This is a genomic window from Pseudomonas mendocina (assembly GCF_003008615.1).
Classification (GTDB): domain Bacteria; phylum Pseudomonadota; class Gammaproteobacteria; order Pseudomonadales; family Pseudomonadaceae; genus Aquipseudomonas; species Aquipseudomonas mendocina_C.
The window spans coordinates 3,226,621-3,240,421 of record NZ_CP027657.1; the positions used below are offsets into that span (position 1 = coordinate 3,226,621).

The window sequence follows — 13,801 nt, forward strand, 5'->3', positions numbered from 1 at the left end:
ATTGTTTTCATACTGACCTCCTTTGCCCCATGCCGAGGAGGCTCGATGTTCGCCCTCAGCGATACCCTGCAACACCGTTTTGCCGCGCTGAAAAGCAGCGCTGATTTCTGGTCGTTGCGCCATGTGCAGGAAAGCCGAGAATCCTACTGGGTGCGCCGGCGGGTCGCGCAGGCGCCATCCTTCGTCGACGATGCCGGTGCCATACTCAGCGTGCGCATCGCTGGCGTCGAGGCGTATGCGGCAACCAGCGATATCAGCCAGGCCGGCTTGCAGGCCGCGCTGGAGCGGGCCGAGCAGATGGCCCGGGCTCTGGCCGGACATAACCTGCTGGATCTCGGCAGCCTGCCGCAGCCCACCGAGCAGAGCGATGACGTGATGCCCGGATACGAGCAGCCGCTGGCAGGCGCTGCGCACTGGTTCGAGTTGCTGATGGCGGAGTCGGCGCTGATTCCCCGTGACGCGCGTCTGGTGGACAGCCATGTCGGGCTGACCTTCACCTGCCACGAGCAGATCTACCTCAACAGTGCCGGTGCGCGATTGCGTCGTGCCCAGCGCTACGTTTTCCCGCAGGTTGGGGTGACGGCCAGCGACGAGCATGACAGTCAGAGCCGCAGCTTCGGCGGCAGCCACATGGCGCGCCAGGGTGGCGCTGAGGTTCTACAGCAATTGGGGGTGATCGGCAGCGCTGCGCGTATTGCCGACGAGGCGCTGCAACTGCTGCTGGCGCCCAACACCCCGAACGGTTCGCGCGACCTGCTGCTGATGCCCGATCAGATGATCCTGCAGATTCACGAGTCCATCGGTCACCCGCTGGAGCTGGATCGCATCCTCGGTGACGAGCGCAACTTCGCCGGCACCAGTTTCATCCGCCAGGAGGATTTAGGCCATTACCGCTATGGCTCGCCTCTGCTCAACGTCAGTTTCGATCCGGGTGTGCCGGGCGAGTTGTCCAGCTACAGCTTCGATGACGACGGCACGCCGGCCGAACGTCAGTTACTGATCCGCGACGGCATCCTCCAGCGGCCGCTCGGCGGCGCGTTGTCGCAATGGCGCAGCGGTCTGCCGGGTGTGGCCAACAGCCGCGCGTGCAGCTGGAACCGGCCGCCCATCGACCGCATGGCCAACCTCAATCTGGAGCCGGGCGACAAGAGCCTGGCCGAGCTGGTCGGCGGCATCGAGCACGGCATTTTGATGAGCAACAACCGCTCCTGGTCGATCGACGATGCGCGCAACAAATTCCAGTTCGGCTGTGAGTGGGGGCAACTGATCGAGAACGGTGAACTCAAGGGCGTGGTGAAGAACCCCAACTACCGCGGCATTTCCGCTCAGTTCTGGCGCAATCTGTGTGCAGTGGGTGATGCCAGTACCTTCGAGATATTGGGCACGCCGTACTGCGGCAAGGGCGAGCCCAATCAGGTGATTCGTGTGGGGCATGCCTCGCCGGCCTGCGTGTTCGCCGATATCGACGTATTCGGAGGGGCCGCCTGATGGACGCACGTCATCATTTCAGCGAGTTGCTGGCTTACCTGCAGGGGCAGGTCGTTGGCGAGGAAGGATTCACCCTGGCCTATGCGGCCGAGGTGTCCAGTTTCATCCGTTTCAATCAGGGGCGTGTGCGCCAGGCCGGGCAGGTGCAGCAGGTCTACGCCACACTGTCGCTGTACCAGGGCCAGCGCCATGCCGAGAGCAAGCTGGCGCTCAGCGGTGTGCTCGAAGACGACCTGACGCAAGTGCAGCAGGCCTTGCAGCGTTTGCGCCTGGTCTTGCCGACGCTCAGTGACGATCCTTACCTGCGCCTGAACCGTGAGGCCTGGCGCAGTGAGCTGGCTGCCGCAGGCGAGCCATTGGATGCGGCGGCCATGGCCGAGCAGGTCGTCAGTGCGGGCGGTGGCCTGGACTTGGTCGGCTTTCTCGCTGTCGGGCCGCAGTATCAGGGCTTCGCCAGCTCCTGGGGTGCATTCGGCTGGTACGCCGCGAGCAGTTTCAATCTCGAATTCAGCCTGTTCCATGGCACCGGCCAGGCCGTGAAGAGCGCCTATGCCGGCGAGCAGTGGGACGTGCAGGCGTTCGCTCGTAAGCTGGATGTCGCGCGGCAACAGCTGGATTTCCTCTGTCGTCCGGCGAAGTCATTGCAGCCGGGCACCTATCGCGCCTATCTGGCTCCGGCTGCGCTGGAGGAGTTGGTCAGCCTGTTCTGCTGGGGCTTCGGCGCCCAGGCTCTGGCCTCCGGCGGCAGTCCGCTGCAACGGCTGTTCAATGGCAAGGCCGAGCTCAGCCGACAGGTGACGATGGAAGAACGTATCGAAGGTGGCCTGGCGCCGGCCTTCACCCCTGAAGGGCCGCGTCAGCCGCTGCGCCTGATCAGTCAGGGGCGAGCTGGCGAACGCCTGGTCAGCTCGCGTAGCGCCGCCGAGTATGGGCTGATCGCCAATGGCGCCTGCGGTGGCGAATACCCCTTGTCCCTGCGTATGCACGGTGGCGATCTGAACGAGCAGGATGTGCTGCAGCGGCTCGGCACGGGCCTGTATATCGGCAACCTGTGGTACGGCAACTTCTCCGATCTGCCGGCTGGGCGCCTGACCGGTATGACCCGCTTCGCCACCTTCTGGGTCGAGGACGGACAGATCTCGGCACCGGTGAACACGATGCGTTTCGATGATTCGCTGTTCGACTTTCTCGGCCCGCAACTCGAGGCCCTGACCCGCGAACCCGAACTGCTGCTGCCCGGCGGTACTTACGGCGCCAGGCAGACGGGGTCGATGGCACTGCCGGGGGCGTTGTTATCGCGATTTACCCTGACTTTGTAAGAGCGTTCGTCTTACTTGCGCGCCTTGAGCACCACGAACTTCGGGTTGGCCGCGACCTGTTCGACGCCGCGAAACAGGCGTGCCAGCTTGGCGTGATAGCCCAGGTGGCGGTTGCCGACGATCCACAGTTCGCCGCCGGTAACCAGCGCCGCGCGGGCCTGTTGGAACATGCGCCAGGCGAGGAAGTCGCCGACCACCTGTTGCTGGTGGAACGGCGGATTGCACAGCACCAGATCCAGCGAGTCGGCCGGCTGTTCGGCCAGGCCGTCAGCGGCGCGGAGAGTCACCGGGCGTTCGCCGAGCACCGCTCGCCAATTCTCCTGCGCTGACTGCACGGCCATGTACGACTCGTCCACCAGGGTCAGCTCCGCCTGCGGGCTGCCCAGGGCGTAGGCGATGCCCAGTACGCCGTTGCCGCAACCGAGGTCGGCGACGCGGATGCGGCCGAGGTGGCGTGGCAGGTGCGGGAGGAAGGCGCGGGTGCCGATATCCAGGCCATCGCGGCAGAACACGTTGGCGTGGTTGATCAGTTCGAGCGCGGGTTTATCAAGCGTATAGCGAGTGGGGTAGGGCGAGACCGGTGCTGCTTTCGTCTGCGCTGTGGCCATCAGCAGGCGGGCTTTCTTTACCGCCAGCGAGGCCTGAACCGGGCCGATGTATCGTTCCAGCAGGTCGCCGGCGGCGCGTGGCAGGTGCTTGATCATCGCCCCGGCCACCACGCGGGCGTCAGGCGCCAACTGGCCATGCAGGCGAATCAGTTGCTCTTCCAGCAGCGCCAGGGTCTTGGGTACGCGAATCAGCACCCAGTGGAATGGCCCTTGCGCCGTTTCGCTGGCCGGCACGAAACGCACGGCTTCGGCCGGCAGGCCATTGCGCGCCAGGTTTTTCTGCAATGCCAGGTGGCCCAGGTGCGAATCGCCACTGCTGGTCACCTGACAGTGTGCGGCCAGCGAGCAGGCGAGAGCGCCGAAACCATCGTTGAGCACCAGCACCCGTTCGTCTGGCCCGATGCCCTGTTCGTGCAGATGGTTCAACAGGTATTCGTCGGCTGCGTCGAAGGCCTGCAGAGGCTCGTTCTGCTGCTCCGGCTGGCGAATCAGGTCGAGGTCGGCGAAGGGAGTGGCGAGTTGCGGCATGGCGTGCAGTTTCCGGAGGCGTTTGGAGCTGGCGCATCATAGCTGCTGGCGTCCTCGCACCCCAACATTCATGAATGCGCTTACATGTGCTGCTGGACAAGTGTGAGCGCCGATGGCTAAGTCTCACTCGTTGGCCTTGGTAGGTATATGCCTCCAGGCATTTGAGAGCATGAGCGAGAGACAAGATTGAGCGTTTCTGAAGCAAAACCGATTCGCCGCCGGACGCTGCACAGCGAGATCGTCGATCACCTGCGTGAGCTGATCGTCAGCGGCGAGCTGGAGCCGGGCCAGAAGATACCGGAGAAGGCGCTGTGCGAGCGCTTCGACATCTCCCGCACGCCGTTGCGTGAAGCGCTCAAGGCGTTGGCGGCCGAAGGCATGATCGAATTGCTGCCGCAGCGTGGCGCGCGCGTGGTCACCATCACCGACGAGGAATTGCAGGAGCTGTTTCCGATCATTGCCAGCATCGAGGCGCTGGCCGGTGAAATGGCTTGCGAGAAGATCACCGATGCACAGCTCGAGGCTATTCGGCAGATGCACGAGGACATGATCGAGGCCTATCAGGCGTCACGTGCGATGGAGTACTCGCGGCTCAATCGTGCCATCCACTTCGCCATTTTCGAGGCAGCCGACAATGCCTCGCTGCTGGCGCTGTACCGCAATCTCGAACTACGCATTCGCAATATCCGGCATACCGTGCGTCAGGCGCCGGGGGACTGGAAAGAGGCGGTGAGCGATCACGAGAAAATCCTCCAGGCCCTGAAGGCACGCGATGGCAGCCAGCTCGCCAAGATCATGCGTCAGCACGTGATGAACACCGCGCGCACGGTACGCCATTCCATCGACGAACTCGTCAGCACACAGCCAGGCTAGCGGCCGTTGCCCTGCAGGTTTCATCGGTCAACTCTTCAGCGGATCTGCGTCCAATAACGAGCATCGCCTCGGAAAATCGCCCCAACTTCGTGCAATTAAAATGAATTCATTATTTATTATTCTTTTTTGTTGACGATGCCGATTGCAGTCCCGCAGAGTGATCCGGCGATGCTTGCTAGGGCACGCCGGCGCCCACGAAAGGGAGTCGTTGCGCGATAACAAAACAGGGGGCAAAACCATGAAGAAGATTCTTGCGGCTTCGTCGATGATGCTGATGTTCGCGGCAGCGGGAGTGTCTGCACAGGAAGGCACGCTGGCGAAGATTGCCGAGCTGGGGGAGATCAGCGTCGGTCACCGTGATGGCGCGGTACCGTTTTCCTACTACGACGATCAGCAGCGTCCGATTGGCTATGCCATGGACCTGTGCGCGAAAGTCGTCGAGGCCATCAAGCTCAAGCTGGACGAACCGGAACTGAAGGTCAGCTACCTGCCGGTTACCGGTGCCACTCGCATGCCGCTGCTGGCCAACGGCACCATCGACATGGAGTGCGGTACCACCACCAACAACGCCGAGCGTCAGCGTCAGGTGAGCTTCTCCAACACCTATTTCGTGGCCGGCGTGCGCATTCTCTCCAAGAAGAGCGCACCGATCGAGACCATGGCCGATGCCAAGGGCAAGACCGTGGTCACCCTGGCCGGCACCACCAGCGTCAAGGTCATCAGTGAGATCAACGCCGCGCAGAACCTCGGCCTCAATGTGTTGAGCGTCAAGGATCTGGCCGAAGGCATGCTGACCCTGCAGACCGAGCGCGCCGTGGCGCTGATCTTCGACGACGTGTCGATTGCCGGTGCAGCTGCCACCTCGAAGAACCCGGGTGACTTCGTCATGTCCGCCGAGCCGCTGTCGATCGAGCCGTACGGCATCATGCTGCGTCGCGGCGACGAGGCCTTCAAGGAAGTGGTCAACGCCACCCTCGACGAGCTGTACGCCAGCGGCGAGATCAACGCCATCTACGACAAGTGGTTCGTTCAGGCGATTCCGCCACGCGGCATCAACATGAACTTCCCGATGTCCAGCCAACTGAAGAAAGTCATCGCCCAGCCGACCGACGAAGCGGATCCCGAGCTGTACCGCTGATCGAGCGACGCCAACCCGGTCGGCGCTCTGCGCCGACCGGGCCATGACATGCACTGGATGGGCTAGGCCATGAGCTACAACTGGAACTGGTGGATCTTCTTCGAGCCCTCGCTCGATGGCACCAATACCTATTTGATGACGCTGATCTGGGGGGCCTGCTGGACGGTCGCCACGGCCATCGGCGCCTTCACCATCGCCATCGTGCTCGGCTCGCTGGTGGGTGTCGCACGAACCTCGCCGCTGGCCTGGATGCGCGCGCTGGGCACCGGCTTCGTCGAGCTGTTTCGCAACATTCCGCTGCTGGTGCAGATGTTCCTCTGGTACTTCGTACTGCCGGAACTGCTGCCGCCCGATCTGGGGCGCTGGTTCAAGCAGTTGCCGAATTCCGCGTTCTACACGGCGGTGATCTGCCTGGGTTGCTACCACGCCGCGCGTATGGCCGAAGTGGTGCGTGCCGGTCTGGAGAGTCTATCGCGTGGGCAGCGCATGGCCGGTCTGGCCATGGGCCTGACGCTGGTGCAGACCTACCGTTACGTGCTGTTGCCGATGGCCTATCGCATCGTGGTGCCGGCCATCACCTCCGAATTCCTCAGTTGCACCAAGAACACCTCGGTTGCCCTGGCCATCGGCCTGATGGAGCTGACCGGCAGCGCCCGTGCGATGCAGGAAAACAGCTTCCAGACCTTCGAGGCCTTCACGGCAGCAACCACCCTGTATCTGGTGCTCAACCTGATCATCGTCTTCGCCATGCGCGCCGTCGAGCGCAAGGCCGCTGTGCCGGGCTACGGCCTGCGGAAGGAGAGCTGAAGATGTTTGGCAGTTTCGACCTGGGAGTGGTGGTCGACTCGCTCCCCTATCTGTTCTACACCGGCATGAGCTTCACCCTGACGCTCACGCTGTTCGCCACCATCGGCGGCATCTTCTTCGGCTCGCTGCTGGCGATCATGCGCCTGTCGCGCTATCGCGCGCTGTCGATGTTCGCCGGCGGCTACGTCAACCTGCTGCGCTCGCTGCCGCTGGTGCTGGTGATCTTCTGGTTCTACTTCATGGTGCCCTTCGTGGTGCAGTGGATCACCGGTGCACCGCGTCCGGTGCGCATCGACCCGTTCTGGTCGTCGGTGATCACCTTCACCCTGTTCGAGGCCTGCTACTTCTGCGAGATCATCCGCTCCGGTATCCAGTCGCTGCCCAAGGGCCAGACCCAGGCGTCGATGGCGCTGGGCCTGACCAATCGCCAGGGCTTGTTCTACGTGGTACTGCCGCAGGCGCTGCGCAACATGCTGCCGCTGATGCTCACGCAGACCATCGTGCTGTTTCAGGACACCTCGCTGGTCTACATCCTCTCGATCACCGACTTCCTCGGCGCCGCGGCGAAGATCGCCCAGCGCGACGGTCGCCTGCTGGAGATGTACGTCTTCGCCGCGCTCGTCTACTTCGTGATCTCCCTGCTCGCCTCCTATGCCGTACGCCGCCTGCAAAAGCGCGTCGCCATCATTCGCTAAGGGCCCTTTCGTCATGATAACGATCAGCGATGTCTGCAAATCCTACGGTTCGTTCCAGGTGCTGACGCACTGCTCGACCACCGTTGCCAAGGGCGAGGTGGTGGTGGTGTGCGGGCCTTCAGGTTCCGGCAAGTCCACCCTGATCAAGACAGTCAACGCGCTGGAGCCCATCGACAGCGGTGAAATCACCGTCGATGGCATCAGCGTGACTGCCAAGGACACCAATCTGCCCAAGCTGCGTTCGCGCGTCGGCATGGTGTTCCAGCATTTCGAGCTGTTTCCGCACCTGACCATCATGGAGAACCTGATGCTGGCCCAGATCAAGGTGCTCGGTCGCAGCAAGGCCGAGGCCGAGAAGAAGGGGCTGCAACTGCTCGAGCGTGTCGGCCTCAAGGAGCAGGCGTACAAGCATCCGGGCCAGCTCTCCGGCGGTCAGCAGCAGCGCGTGGCCATCGCCCGCGCCCTGGCCATGGACCCGGTGGTGATGCTGTTCGACGAACCCACCTCGGCGCTCGACCCGGAGATGGTCAATGAAGTGCTCGACGTCATGGTGCAGCTCGCCCACGAAGGCATGACCATGATGTGCGTGACCCACGAGATGGGCTTCGCGCGCAAGGTCGCCGACCGGGTGATCTTCATGGATCAGGGGCAGATCGTCGAAGACTGCCCGAAGGAGGAGTTCTTCGGCGACATCAACGCCCGCTCCGATCGTGCCCAGCAGTTCCTGTCGAAAATTCTCTCTCACTAACGCCGGACGAAAATCATGGAAATGCCCAACGAGCAGCAATTGCTGGCGATGGCGGCTGCGCGCGGCGCAGCCCTGCGTGACGGTCGTGTGGTGCTGTATGCCGGTGCCAACCTGCCCAGCGAAGAGGCCCAGCAGGCCTACAGCGTCGAGCTGAGCGCCTACCCGGCGATGGGGCCGAGCTACGCCAAGGAACAGCCGGATACCGATCTGGTCTCTGGTCTCGAAGTGGCCGTGCGCGAGCGCATCTGCAGCCTGTTCGGCGCCACCTGGGCCGAGCCACGGCTGCCCAGTTGCACCATCGCCAACCTGGCCGTGTTCCACGCCTTCAGCCGGCCGGGTGACCTGCTGCTGGCGCCTGCCGCGGCCCATGGCGGGCACCTCAGTCAGCGCCGCGGCGGCACGCCGGAACTGGCCGGGTTGCGCGTGGCCGATCTGCCTTTCGATACCCGCGCCTGCCGCCTGGATGCCCAGGCCGCTGCCGAGCAGGTGCGCACGCTGCGCCCTGCGTTGGTGATGCTCGGCCGCTCGGTGATCATCACCCCTGACGACATCGAACCGGTGGTAGCTGCCGCTCGCGAAGTGGGGGCAAAAACCATTTTCGACGCTTCGCACGTGTCCGGGCTGATCGCCGGCGGCACCTTCCCCAACCCATTGGAGCTGGGCGTCGATATCCTCACCAGCTCCACCTACAAGACCCTGCCGGGTCGCCCGCACAGCCTGATCGCCGGTCGTCATGCCGAAGATGGCGAGCGCCTGGCGCGTTTCATCGACCGCGCGCTGCTGGCCAACTACGACGCCGGCAAGTTGCCGTCCTTCCTGGTCACCCTGCAGCAGGCCGAAGCCGATGGCGGCGCCTATGCACGGCGCGTCTGCGCGGCCAGCCAGACCTTCGCCAGGGTGTTGCGTGAGCTGAACGTGGCGGTGATCGCGCCGAACCCCGGCGAGGTCTTCACCCATCAGGTGCTGGTGCCGATGAGCAATGCACTGGATGCTCCGGCGACGATCAAGGCATTGGAGCAGGAAGGCATTCTGGTCGGCACCTGCAACGACCCGACCACGCCGGGCGCTTATGCCCTGCGTGTCGGCACCCAGTTTATCGTTGCCCAGGGGCAGGACGAGCAGGTGGACAACATTGCCCGTTGGCTGGCCGCTGCACTGCGTCGCGAGGTCGACGGCCGCATGTCCGTCGCCTGAGTTCGCACCGGCGCTCGGTGGTCACGCCACCGAGCGGAAGATCTTGCCGGGATTCATCAGGTTGTGCGGATCGAGCGCCTGCTTGATCGCACGCATCACGTCGATGGCCACCTCGCCGTGCTCTTCCAATAGATAGTCGATCTTGTGCAGGCCGATACCATGTTCGCCGGTGCAGGTGCCACCGGCGGCCAGCGCGCGCTCGACGATCAGGCGATTGAGCCGTTCCGACTCGGCCACTTCGGCAGCGTCGTTCGGGTCGAGCAGTAGGCAGACATGGAAGTTGCCGTCACCGACATGGCCAAACACCGGGGCGATCAGGCTCGAACTGGCCAGGTCGTCCTGCGCGCCGAGCACGCACTCGGCCAGGCGCGACAGCGGCACGCAGACATCGGTGGATGACGAGCGGCAGCCTGGCTTGAGCTGCAGGAAAGCGAACAGTGCGTTGTGCCGGGCGCTCCACAGCTTGTTGCGTTCCTCCTGCTGGGTCGCCCACTGGAAGCCGCTGCCACCGTTGCCGTCGGCCAGCTCCTGCACGCTCTGCGCCTGCTCGGCGACGCTCGCCTCGTTGCCGTGGAATTCCAGGAACAGCGTCGGCGCTTCGTTCAGCTCCAGCTTGAAGTAGCGATTCAGGGCGCTGATGGCCAGGGCATCGACCAATTCGGCGCGGGCCACGGGGATGCCCATCTGGATGGTTTCGATCACCGTCTGCACCGCACCCTGCACCGAGGCGAAGCTGCACACGGCAGCGGAAATGGCTTCCGGCTGCGGGTGCAGCTTGAGGGTGATCTCGCTGATCACGCCCAGGGTGCCTTCGCTGCCGACCAGCAGCCGCGCCAGGTCATAACCGGCGGAGGATTTCTTCGCCAGCGAGCCGGCCTTGAGCACACGGCCGTCGGCCAGCACGGCGGTCAGACCAAGCACGTTCTCGCGCATGGTGCCGTAGCGCACGGCATTGGTGCCCGAGGCGCGGGTGGCGCACATGCCGCCGATGCTGGCGTCGGCGCCGGGGTCGATGGGGAAGAACAGGCCGCTGGCGCGCAGGTATTCGTTGAGCGCCTTGCGGGTGATGCCCGGCTGTACGGTGATGCTCATGTCTTCGGGGCGGAACTCCAGCACCTGATCCATCTGCGACACGTCCAGGCTCAGGCCGCCATGCACCGCCAGCAGATGGCCTTCCAGCGACGAGCCGCTGCCGTAGGGAATCACCGGCACGCGGTGTTCGTGGCACTGGCGGAGGATGGCGACGATCTCGTCCTGGCTGCTGGCGAAGGCCACGGCATCCGGCGGCATCGGGTCGTACAGCGATTCGTCACGGCCGTGGTGCTCGCGCACGGCGGCAGCGGTGCTGAAGCGTTCGCCGAGCAGTTCGATGAGGGCGGCGCTGAAGGCGGCCGGCAATTCGCGGCGCGGAGCGAGTGGTACGTGAAGGGTCATTGCGGGTTCCTTGTTGTTATTAGGTCGCCCGCGACGCTGGTGCCGGCTACAGCGGCGTCAGTTCGTTCATCACGGTATCGAGGGCGAGGCGGGTGTCGTCGAGTTGCACCAGCGAGGCATGCCGCGCGCCAAGGGCGTCGCGGTTCTTGATCGCGGTGAGGATCGCCTTGTGGCGTGGCAGGCTGAGCGCCTGGGTGTTGGGGCGCAGGTTGGTGACGGTGATCGATTCGCGCAGTGGCAACGACAGCATGTTGCACATGTAGGCAAGCAGGTCGTTGTGGGTGGCTTCGGCGATGGCGCGGTGGAAGTCGATGTCCGGCTGCAGCATTTCCTGGCGCGTCTGCGCTTTTTCCATGCGCTGGTAGGCATCCTCGATGGCGGCGATGTCTTGCTCGGTCGCCGTGGTCGCAGCCATGGCGGCGATCTCCGGTTCGAGAATCCGCCGTACCCCGGCCAGGGTGTTGAAGAACTCGCTCTGCGGCGTGCTCTGCACCAGCCAGTAGAGCACGTCCGGGTCGAGCAGGTGCCATTCGCTGCGTGGGCGTACCACGGTGCCGACGCGCGGCTTGGAATACACCAGACCCTTGGCGACCAGTACCTTGGTCGCTTCGCGCAGTACCGGACGACTGACCTGGTATTCCTCGCACAGGCTCGACTCCAGGGGCAGCTTCTCGTCCGGCTTGAAGCGGCCAGAGACGATACGCATGCCCAGTTCGTGAACGATACGGGCGTGCATGCTCTTGCGCGGTTTTGGGGTCTGGTAATCCATGAAGTCGGCGTTGCTCCGAATGAATGCCGCGCATCATAGCATCGCTCCCGCGCCGTTTCGGACTGGTGCCCATTGCTCGCCGTCGTACGCTTTGTATCAGCGCCTTTCGGTGCATAGGCGGGGTGTTGGGCGCAGGCGTGAGGCGGATGGGTATCGGGTCATTGGCGTTCTACTCCCGGATGGAGTGCTCCACACCGGTGTGCCGGTGCGGAGCGGGAATAAAAAGGGGAGCATCACCCGGGCAGAGCGGGCCCCCAAGGAGGTTATCGTGATGCGTCAGTGCGAGTGTCGCGGTACGTCCGAACCACGGCAGCCGACCAGGAAGTCGAAGTCGCAGCCTTCGTCGGCCTGCAGCACGTGATCGACGTAGAGGCGGGCGTAGCCGCTGTCGAAGATCTTGGCGCTGGTGTCGGGCTTCAGATCGGCCAGGCGGCCAGCCAGTTCTTCGTCGCTGATGTCCAGGTGCAGGCGGCCGCCGGCACAATCCAGTTCGATGAAATCGCCATTGCGTACCGCCGCTAGTGGGCCGCCGGCAGCGGCTTCCGGGGCCACGTGCAGCACCACGGTGCCGTAGGCGGTGCCGCTCATGCGCGCGTCGGAGATGCGCACCATGTCGGTGATGCCCTTGGCCAGCACCTTGGGCGGCAGACCCATGTTGCCGACTTCGGCCATGCCGGGGTAACCCTTGGGCCCGGCGTTCTTCAGCACCAGCACGCAGGTTTCGTCGACATCCAGATCCGGATCGGCGATACGCGCCTTGTAGTCGTCGAAGTTCTCGAACACCACGGCCCGGCCACGGTGTTGCATCAACGCCGGGGTGGCGGCGGACGGTTTGATCACCGCGCCGCGTGGCGACAGGTTGCCACGCAGGATGCACAGGCCGCCGTCGGCGATCAGCGGGTTGTCCAGGGGGCGCACGACTTCGTCGTTGTACTGCGGTGCGGTCTGGCAGTTGCTCCAGATGCTCTTGCCGTTGGCAGTCAGCGCATCCGGGTTGGGCAGCAGGCCGGCTTCGCCAAGACGGCGGATCACCGCGGGCAGGCCGCCGGCGTAGTAGAACTCTTCCATCAGGAAGCGCCCCGACGGTTGCAGGTCGACGATGGTCGGCGTGCCCTTGCCGATGCGCGTCCAGTCTTCCAGGTCGAGTTGCACACCGATGCGGCCGGCGATGGCCTTGAGGTGGATCACCGCGTTGGTCGAACCGCCGATGGCGGCGTTGAGGCGAATGGCGTTCTCGAAGGCTTCCTTGGTGAGGATCTTCGACAGGCGCAGGTCTTCGTGAACCATGTCGACGATGCGCATGCCGGACAGGTGCGCCAGCACGTAGCGGCGCGAGTCGACGGCCGGGATGGCGGCGTTGTGCGGCAGCGAGGTGCCCAGCGCTTCGGCCATGCAGGCCATGGTCGAGGCGGTGCCCATGGTGTTGCAGGTACCGGCCGAGCGCGACATGCCGGCTTCGGCCGAGAGAAATTCGTTGAGGTCGATCTCGCCGGCCTTGTAGGCCTCGTGCATCTGCCAGACCACGGTGCCGGAGCCGATGTCCTTGCCCTTGTGCTTGCCGTTGAGCATCGGCCCGCCGGTCACCACAATGGCCGGCACGTCGCAGCTGGCAGCGCCCATCAGCAGGGCAGGGGTGGTCTTGTCGCAGCCGGTGAGCAGCACCACGGCGTCGACCGGGTTGCCGCGGATGGCTTCCTCGACATCCATGCTGGCCAGGTTGCGCGTCAGCATGGCGGTGGGGCGCAGGTTCGACTCGCCGCTGGAGAACACCGGGAACTCGACGGGGAAGCCGCCGGCCTCGAGCACGCCTTTCTTCACATGGTCAGCGATCTTGCGAAAGTGTGCGTTGCACGGCGTCAGCTCGGACCAGGTGTTGCAGATGCCGATGATCGGCTTGCCGCGGAATTCGTGATCCGGGATGCCCTGGTTCTTCATCCAGCTGCGGTACATGAAGCCGTTCTTGTCGGCGGTGCCGAACCATTGAGCGGAGCGGAGGGTGGTCTTCTTATCAGTCATGGCGCGGTCAACTCTTATTAGTATGACTAATTTGTTTTGGTGAGCTGAATCTAACCCATAAAAACTGATTTTGAAATCGTTGCGCCTTAAAAAGTATTACTATATTGTCTCGTCCCACTCGGCAGGCGACGAGTGCCTGTGCAGTGGCCTGCCCTGACAACGATCCAGAACAAAAACAATGTGG

12 protein-coding genes are annotated in these 13,801 nt (G+C 64.0%); 8 read left to right on the forward strand and 4 right to left on the reverse strand.

Annotation, left to right across the window (positions count from 1 at the left end; genetic code table 11):
* The first annotated feature begins 45 nt into the window (after nt 1-45).
* Together C7A17_RS15070 and C7A17_RS15075 are read left to right on the forward strand one after the other, a co-directional pair.
* A complete protein-coding gene (locus C7A17_RS15070) occupies nt 46-1,488 on the forward strand; it encodes a TldD/PmbA family protein (protein ID WP_106738775.1) in 1,443 nt (480 codons plus the stop codon).
* Nucleotides 1,488-2,807, forward strand: a complete 1,320-nt coding sequence (locus tag C7A17_RS15075) for a TldD/PmbA family protein (RefSeq protein WP_106738776.1) — start codon at nt 1,488-1,490, stop codon at nt 2,805-2,807. The genes C7A17_RS15070 and C7A17_RS15075 overlap by 1 nt, the downstream gene beginning before the upstream one ends.
* An 11-nt stretch (nt 2,808-2,818) precedes the next feature.
* Here C7A17_RS15075 and C7A17_RS15080 read toward each other — a convergent pair whose 3' ends face one another.
* The gene (locus C7A17_RS15080) at nt 2,819-3,943 is read right to left on the reverse strand and encodes a methyltransferase (protein ID WP_106738777.1); all 1,125 of its coding nucleotides are present in this window, start codon (nt 3,941-3,943) and stop codon (nt 2,819-2,821) included.
* 186 nt (nt 3,944-4,129) lie between these two features.
* On the opposite strand from C7A17_RS15080, the gene C7A17_RS15085 reads away from it, so the two are divergent.
* The 6 genes from C7A17_RS15085 (at nt 4,130) to C7A17_RS15110 (ending at nt 9,398) form a co-directional block, all read left to right on the forward strand.
* Nucleotides 4,130-4,816 (forward strand): GntR family transcriptional regulator, encoded by a 687-nt coding sequence (locus tag C7A17_RS15085; protein WP_106738778.1) that lies wholly within the window; start codon nt 4,130-4,132, stop codon nt 4,814-4,816.
* 238 nt (nt 4,817-5,054) lie between these two features.
* On the forward strand, nt 5,055-5,954 hold the full coding sequence (locus C7A17_RS15090; protein ID WP_106738779.1) for a transporter substrate-binding domain-containing protein: 900 nt from the start codon (nt 5,055-5,057) through the stop codon (nt 5,952-5,954).
* Nucleotides 5,955-6,023: 69 nt separating this feature from the next.
* Nucleotides 6,024-6,761, forward strand: a complete 738-nt coding sequence (locus C7A17_RS15095; RefSeq protein WP_106738780.1) for an amino acid ABC transporter permease — start codon at nt 6,024-6,026, stop codon at nt 6,759-6,761.
* A 2-nt stretch (nt 6,762-6,763) separates the two neighbouring features.
* The gene (locus C7A17_RS15100) at nt 6,764-7,456 is read left to right on the forward strand and encodes an amino acid ABC transporter permease (protein ID WP_106738781.1); all 693 of its coding nucleotides are present in this window, start codon (nt 6,764-6,766) and stop codon (nt 7,454-7,456) included.
* 13 nt (nt 7,457-7,469) lie between these two features.
* A complete protein-coding gene (locus tag C7A17_RS15105) occupies nt 7,470-8,204 on the forward strand; it encodes an amino acid ABC transporter ATP-binding protein (RefSeq protein ID WP_106738782.1) in 735 nt (244 codons plus the stop codon).
* Nucleotides 8,205-8,219: 15 nt separating this feature from the next.
* Nucleotides 8,220-9,398 carry a PLP-dependent transferase gene (locus tag C7A17_RS15110; RefSeq protein ID WP_106738783.1) on the forward strand — a complete coding sequence of 393 codons (1,179 nt, stop codon included), beginning with the start codon at nt 8,220-8,222 and terminating at the stop codon, nt 9,396-9,398.
* A 21-nt stretch (nt 9,399-9,419) separates the two neighbouring features.
* Here the strand turns inward: C7A17_RS15110 and C7A17_RS15115 are convergent, their stop codons facing one another.
* The 3 genes from C7A17_RS15115 to C7A17_RS15125 all read right to left on the reverse strand — a co-directional run bounded on the left by C7A17_RS15115 (nt 9,420) and on the right by C7A17_RS15125 (nt 13,617).
* The gene (locus C7A17_RS15115; protein WP_106738784.1) at nt 9,420-10,832 is read right to left on the reverse strand and encodes an FAD-binding oxidoreductase; all 1,413 of its coding nucleotides are present in this window, start codon (nt 10,830-10,832) and stop codon (nt 9,420-9,422) included.
* Between the two features lie 46 nt (nt 10,833-10,878).
* The gene (locus tag C7A17_RS15120) at nt 10,879-11,601 is read right to left on the reverse strand and encodes a FadR/GntR family transcriptional regulator (protein WP_106738785.1); all 723 of its coding nucleotides are present in this window, start codon (nt 11,599-11,601) and stop codon (nt 10,879-10,881) included.
* A 276-nt stretch (nt 11,602-11,877) separates the two neighbouring features.
* Nucleotides 11,878-13,617, reverse strand: coding sequence for an IlvD/Edd family dehydratase (locus C7A17_RS15125; protein ID WP_106738786.1), 1,740 nt, complete (start codon nt 13,615-13,617; stop codon nt 11,878-11,880).
* Between the last annotated feature and the right edge of the window lie 184 nt (nt 13,618-13,801).

Bases quoted from the DNA above. Each gene is read 5' to 3' on its own strand.
- C7A17_RS15090 (WP_106738779.1), top strand. From the start codon at position 5,055: ATGAAGAAGATTCTTGCGGCTTCGTCGATGATGCTGATGTTCGCGGCA.
- C7A17_RS15120 (WP_106738785.1), bottom strand. From the start codon at position 11,601: ATGGATTACCAGACCCCAAAACCGCGCAAGAGCATGCACGCCCGTATC.
- C7A17_RS15125 (WP_106738786.1), bottom strand. From the start codon at position 13,617: ATGACTGATAAGAAGACCACCCTCCGCTCCGCTCAATGGTTCGGCACC.
- C7A17_RS15080 (WP_106738777.1), bottom strand. From the start codon at position 3,943: ATGCCGCAACTCGCCACTCCCTTCGCCGACCTCGACCTGATTCGCCAG.
- C7A17_RS15070 (WP_106738775.1), top strand. From the start codon at position 46: ATGTTCGCCCTCAGCGATACCCTGCAACACCGTTTTGCCGCGCTGAAA.
- C7A17_RS15100 (WP_106738781.1), top strand. From the start codon at position 6,764: ATGTTTGGCAGTTTCGACCTGGGAGTGGTGGTCGACTCGCTCCCCTAT.
- C7A17_RS15095 (WP_106738780.1), top strand. From the start codon at position 6,024: ATGAGCTACAACTGGAACTGGTGGATCTTCTTCGAGCCCTCGCTCGAT.
- C7A17_RS15115 (WP_106738784.1), bottom strand. From the start codon at position 10,832: ATGACCCTTCACGTACCACTCGCTCCGCGCCGCGAATTGCCGGCCGCC.
- C7A17_RS15075 (WP_106738776.1), top strand. From the start codon at position 1,488: ATGGACGCACGTCATCATTTCAGCGAGTTGCTGGCTTACCTGCAGGGG.
- C7A17_RS15105 (WP_106738782.1), top strand. From the start codon at position 7,470: ATGATAACGATCAGCGATGTCTGCAAATCCTACGGTTCGTTCCAGGTG.
- C7A17_RS15110 (WP_106738783.1), top strand. From the start codon at position 8,220: ATGGAAATGCCCAACGAGCAGCAATTGCTGGCGATGGCGGCTGCGCGC.